Consider the following 5419-nt stretch of genomic DNA (forward strand, 5'->3'; position numbering starts at 1 on the left):
GCCGTCCGCGACCCCCTGCCGCCCGCCACGACCGCACTGACCTCGGCCGACCTGCCCGTCCACGCCCACCTCACCGAGGCCGTCTGGCGGGACGGGCTGCTGCACCTGACCGGCCACGCCTACGTACGGAACGCGCCGGGCGGCCCGGTCCGGCTCGGCTGGCTGCGCTCCGGGAAGCGGCTGATCCCCCTGCGGACCCGCCCGGTCCCGGGCGACGAGGCCACCGCCCGCTCCGGCCGCTCTCTGCACCGCTACGACCGCGCCGGGTTCACCGCCGTCGTCGACCCGCGCAGACTCGCCGGGAAAGCGAGCGGCGGGCGCACGACGTGGAAGCTGGAGGCCGTCGTCGTGGGCGCGGGCCGGCCGCGCCGGGGCCCCATGCGGCTCGTCGGCACCCCGGCCCCGCCCGCCGTGACGTACACCGACGAGCGGACCCGTATCGTCCCCGTCCTGTCCGGCAACAAGCTGGAGCTGCGCACGGAACGTGTCGCGGCCGTCCTGACCGGGCAGTCGGCGGTCGAGGACGCCGTGCGGCTGGAGGTGAAGATCCTCGGCGACGCCGGGCCGGTCGCCCTCCGGCTCACCGAGTGGCGCACCAAGGAGACCCGGGAGTTCGCCCTGCGCGGCTCGCTCGGCTCCCGGGCGGCGGACATCCCGCTTACCGCCTTCCGGGGACAGGACGACATCTGGGGCGTGCAACTCGTCGGCGAGGGTGCGTCGTTGACCGTGGCCGCCCGGACCGAGGGCCAGGACGGACGCTACGCACTGCCCGGCGGCCGTGAGGTGTACGCGGCCCCCAACCCCTCGGGCGACCTCGTGCTCACCGACCGGCCCGTCCAGCCCGTCGTCACCGACGTCGTCCGGGAGGAGTCGGGCGCCCTGATCCTCGACGGGACCTTCCCCGAGCCCATGGGCGCCTTCCGGGAACTCGTCCTGCGGCACAGCGGCCACCGGGAGGAGGTGGTCCTCGGTCTGGAGCGGGGAGACGGCGACGGCTTCCGGGCCGTGATCGCGCCCGCCGCCGTCGAGGGGCCCGGCGGGGCGCTGCCGCTCGCCGAGGGGCGCTGGTACCTCTTCCTGCGCGAGCCCGGGGAGCGGGACCCGGAGGCCTACCGGCCGCTCCGCCTCGGCACCCCCCTGCATCCCACCCTGCCGACACAACAGCACATCGGTGGGCGGGACTTCACCCTCCAGCGGCGCCACCACGACCGGCTCGTGCTGGAGTCGGCCTCCGCCCTCCCCGTCGGTGAGCGCGGCGCGTACGGGCAGCGGATCCAGCGCGAGCGGTACTCCGGACTGCGCGCCACCACGGTCGACGAACTGCGCCCCGCCGTCCTCTACTCCAGCTTCGACGGCCGCCAGTGCTCCGACTCGCCCCGCGCCGTCCACCGCGAACTCGTGGCCCGGGGGCGGGACATCGAGCACCTGTGGGTGGTGCGCGACCAGCAGGCGGCCGTGCCCGAAGGCGTCCGCCCCATCGCCCTGCACAGCGCCGACTGGTACGAGGCGCTGGCCCGCAGCCGCTGGATCGTCACCAACACCCACCTGCCGGACTGGTTCGAGCGGGCCGAGGGGCAGACCGTCGTCCAGACCTGGCACGGCACCCCGCTCAAACGCATCGGCCGCGACCTCGCGGGCGCCCCGCACGCCGACGCCGCGTACATGGCGTCCATGGAACGCCGGTCCGCCCAGTGGGGCGTGCTCGTCTCCCCGAACAGCTTCTCCACCCCCGTGATGCGCCGCGCCTTCGGCTACTCGGGCGAGGTCCTGGAATGCGGCTCCCCGCGCAACGACCTGCTGTACGCCCCCGACCGGGACGAGACCGCCGCCGCCGTACGCGAACGGCTCGCGCTCCCCGAGGGGCGGCGCGTGATCCTGTACGCCCCCACCTGGCGCGAGGACCGCCCACGGCAGGGCGGGCGCCACGGGTTCGACCTCCAACTCGACCTGGAGCGGGCCCGGGAGGGCCTCGGCGAGGACCACGTCCTGCTGATCCGCCGCCACTACCTCGTCGGTGGCAGCGTCCCCGACACCGCCTTCGTCCGGGACGTCTCCCGCCACCCGGACGTCGCCGAACTGCTGCTGATCAGCGACGTCCTGGTGACCGACTACTCCTCGATCATGTTCGACTTCGCGCAGACCGGCCGGCCGATGCTCTTCCACACCCACGACCTGGCCCACTACCGCGACACCCTGCGCGGCTTCTGCTTCGACTTCGAGCAGCGCGCCCCCGGCCCCCTGATCCCCGACTCCGCCGGGATCGTGGCCGCCCTGCGCGACCCGGAAGCCGCGACCGCCGGGCACCGGGAGGCCTACGAGCGGTTCCGGGAGGCGTTCTGCGACCTCGACGACGGGACCGCCGCCGCCGGAGTCGTCGACCGGATGCTCAAGGGGGAGCAGGCATGAGCGACTTCAGCTGTGTGATCACCGGCGGCGGGGACAGCGAGGGCCCCGCGGGCGCCGACGCACTGCGCGCCTCCGTGGAGTCCGTGCTCGGCCAGTCGCTGCGCGGAGCCGAGGCCGTCGTGGTCCTCGCCTCCACCGCCGCCCCGGCCGTCCGGACCACCGCCCGGGCCCTCGCCGACCGGGCCCCCGGGCGGGTCCGCCTCCTCCACGCCGACCCGGCCGTCCGCACCACCGGAGCCCTGCGCAACGCGGGCCTGGACGCGGCGGGCGGCCGGTACGTCCTGGTCCTCGCCGCCGGCGAACGCCTCCAGCCGCACGCCTGCCGCAACCTCTGGCAGGCGGGCGAGACCAGCCGCGCCGACCTGATCGCCGGCCGCTGGAGCCGGGCCGCGGACGAGAGCGGCAAGGAGCGGGAGCCGTCCTGGCAGGGTGAGCTGTACGCCCGCTCCCGCACCCTCGCCCGCTTCACCGACGCCCCCGAACTCGTCGTCAGGGACGCCCTGGTGACCGGATTCTGCCTGCGCCGCGAGGCCGCCAGGCGGCACGGGCTGCGGTACGAGGAGGACCTGACGTACGGCGAGATCCTCTTCGGCCCGCTCGCCGCCGCCGCGGTCGGCCGGATCGCGCTGGTCCGCCGGCTGATCGTGACCGGCCGGGCCGTCCCCGACCGGGCCCGCGACCTCGCCGCCCTGGTCGAGGGTCACCGCCGGGTCGCCAACACCCTCCTCGCGCGCGGGCTGTCCGAGCTGCGCGAGGAGCGGGAGCAGGGGTTCGCCCGCGACCACCTGGTGCCGCTCGCCCGGTCCTTCCCCCACCTGCCCGCCGCCCGCCGCGACCGGGTCGCCGGGGCCGCCGCCCGTGCGCTGACCGGCTCCTTCCGGGACGGCCTGCCGGGCCTGCCGCCGCTGGAGCGGGCCGCCGTGCGGCTGCTGGCCCGGGGCGACGCCGAAGGGGTCCTCACCGCGGCGTACGCGCTGAGCAGGCCCGCCACCGTGTGCGCGCCGCTGACGACGGGCGCGGACGGCCGGGTGACCTGGGGCGGCGAGCCGGGAGGGCCGGGTGTCGACGTCACCGAACTCGGTCACCAGTACCGCACGTTCGGCGACGCGCGGCTGATGAACCGGCTCACCCGCGCCACCGCCGAGCGGGGCCGCCTGCTGCTGGAGGGCCGCCTCGTGCTGCCCGGCCACGGCGGCCCCGGCCCCGGGACCCCCCTCGCCGCGACCCTGGAGTTCCGGGCCCGGGGCGGGGCGCGCGCCGTCGTGTTCCCGGTCGAGGAGATCCGGCACGACGGCGACGGGATCACCTGGCGCGCGCGGGCCGACGTCACGCGCCGCCTGCGCCCCGTCGGCGCCCGCGACACGGCGTGGGACGCGCGGCTGACCGTGACCGCGGGGGGCCCCGACGGGCCCCGTTCCGTCAGCGATCTCTTCGCCCCGCAGGACCAGGTGGAAGGGGCCCTCCGGTTCCCCGCCAGGCCCCGGCTCGGGCGGCTCGCCGGGGACACCTGGGAGCCCTACATCACGCTCAAGGACCACTTCGCGCTCCGGCTGACCGCCCGCCGCCGCCCGGCCCGCACCACCCACCGCCTGGTCCGCTACGCCACCCGCTTCCGGCCCGCCCGCAAGGCGAAGCTCCTCGTCCGGTCCCTGCGGGGGCGCCTGGACCGCTACCGCTCCCGGGGCTTCAAGGTCCCCGTCTACAACACCTGGCTCACCCGGCTCCCCGTGCGCCGCGGCTCCGTCGTCCTCGAAAGCCACATGGGCACCTGCTACGGCGACAGCCCGCGCGCCCTGTACGAGGAGATCCGCCGCCAGGGCCTGAAACTGCGTGCCACCTGGTCCTACGACCCCTCCCCGGCCGGCTTCCCGGACGGCGCCCGCCTCGTACGCCGCTGGTCCTGGCGCTATCTGTGGGCGCTCGCCCGCGCCGAGTTCTGGGTCGACAACCAGGGCTTCCCGCAGCAGCTGCGAAAGCCCCGGCACACCACGTACCTCCAGACCTGGCACGGTTCCGCGTACAAGCGGATGGGCTTCGACGAGCGGCGCGTACGGCTCCAGAGCGCCCCCCAGCGCCGGCGGCTCCAGCAGGCCGTGGACCGCTTCGACCACTTCCTCGTCCGCTCCGAGCACGACGTGGACACCCTCGCCCGCGCCTACCGGCTGCCCGAGGAACGGCTCCTGCGCACCGGCTACCCGCGCAACGACGCGCTGATCGCGGAGCGCGACCGGTCGGAGACCGAGGGGCGGCTGCCGCGCCCGCCGCTCGCCGGGACGCTCGGGCTGGACGACCACAAGAAGACCGTGCTGTACGCCCCCACGTTCCGGGGCGGCCTCGGAAGACAGCGCAGGGCCCGACTCCTGCTGGACGTACGGGAGTTCGCGGAGCGATTCGGCGACACCCACACCCTGCTCGTACGGGCCCACTACCTGGAGTCCGCCCGGCTGCCGATCTGTCCGCCCGGGACCGTCGTCGACGTGTCGCGCCACCACGACGTCAGTGAAATCCTCGCCCTCACCGACGTGCTGATCACCGACTACTCCTCCATCATGTTCGACTTCGCCCTCCTCGACCGGCCCGTCGTGCTGTTCGCCCCCGACCTGGAGGCGTACGCGGCCGAGCGCGGCAGCTACTTCGACCTGCGGGAGCACGCCCCCGGGCCGGTGACCGCGACGCAGGAGGAACTGTTCGGGACCCTCGCGGAGCTGAAGAGGTCCGACACCCGGTACGCCGACCGACGCCGTGCGTTCACCCGGCGGTTCGGGCCCTACGACCGGGGTGACGCCGCCCGCAGGACCGTCGCCGCCGTCTTCGCCCCCGGATCCTCCCGGGGCGCCCGCCACATCATCGACCACGACCGGGGGGCCGGCCGATGAGCCGCGACGTCTTCATCGTCTCCAACAGCACCGACGAACTCGGCGGCGTCACCGGCTGGATGCACCAGACCGCCCGCCTCCTCGCCGGCCAGGGCCACCGCGTCCACACCATCGGCGTCCACGCGTCCGACCTCAAG

The 5419-nt window shown here is 75.4% G+C and carries 2 protein-coding genes and 1 pseudogene; all 3 read left to right on the forward strand.

Annotation, left to right across the window (positions count from 1 at the left end; all coding sequences use genetic code 11):
• Nucleotides 1-2406, forward strand: a 2406-nt coding sequence (locus tag HET64_RS36130) for a CDP-glycerol glycerophosphotransferase family protein (protein ID WP_215111470.1), incomplete at its 5' end; no start/stop codon positions are given.
• Nucleotides 2403-5282 carry a CDP-glycerol:glycerophosphate glycerophosphotransferase gene (locus tag HET64_RS36135; RefSeq protein ID WP_215111471.1) on the forward strand — a complete coding sequence of 960 codons (2880 nt, stop codon included), beginning with the start codon at nucleotides 2403-2405 and terminating at the stop codon, nucleotides 5280-5282. The genes HET64_RS36130 and HET64_RS36135, both read left to right, overlap by 4 nt.
• Nucleotides 5279-5419 (forward strand): annotated as a pseudogene (locus tag HET64_RS39450) (glycosyltransferase family 4 protein); the annotation flags it as partial. The gene HET64_RS36135 and the pseudogene HET64_RS39450, both read left to right, overlap by 4 nt.

The organism is Streptomyces sp. McG3 (genome assembly GCF_018619185.1).
GTDB lineage: Bacteria > Actinomycetota > Actinomycetes > Streptomycetales > Streptomycetaceae > Streptomyces.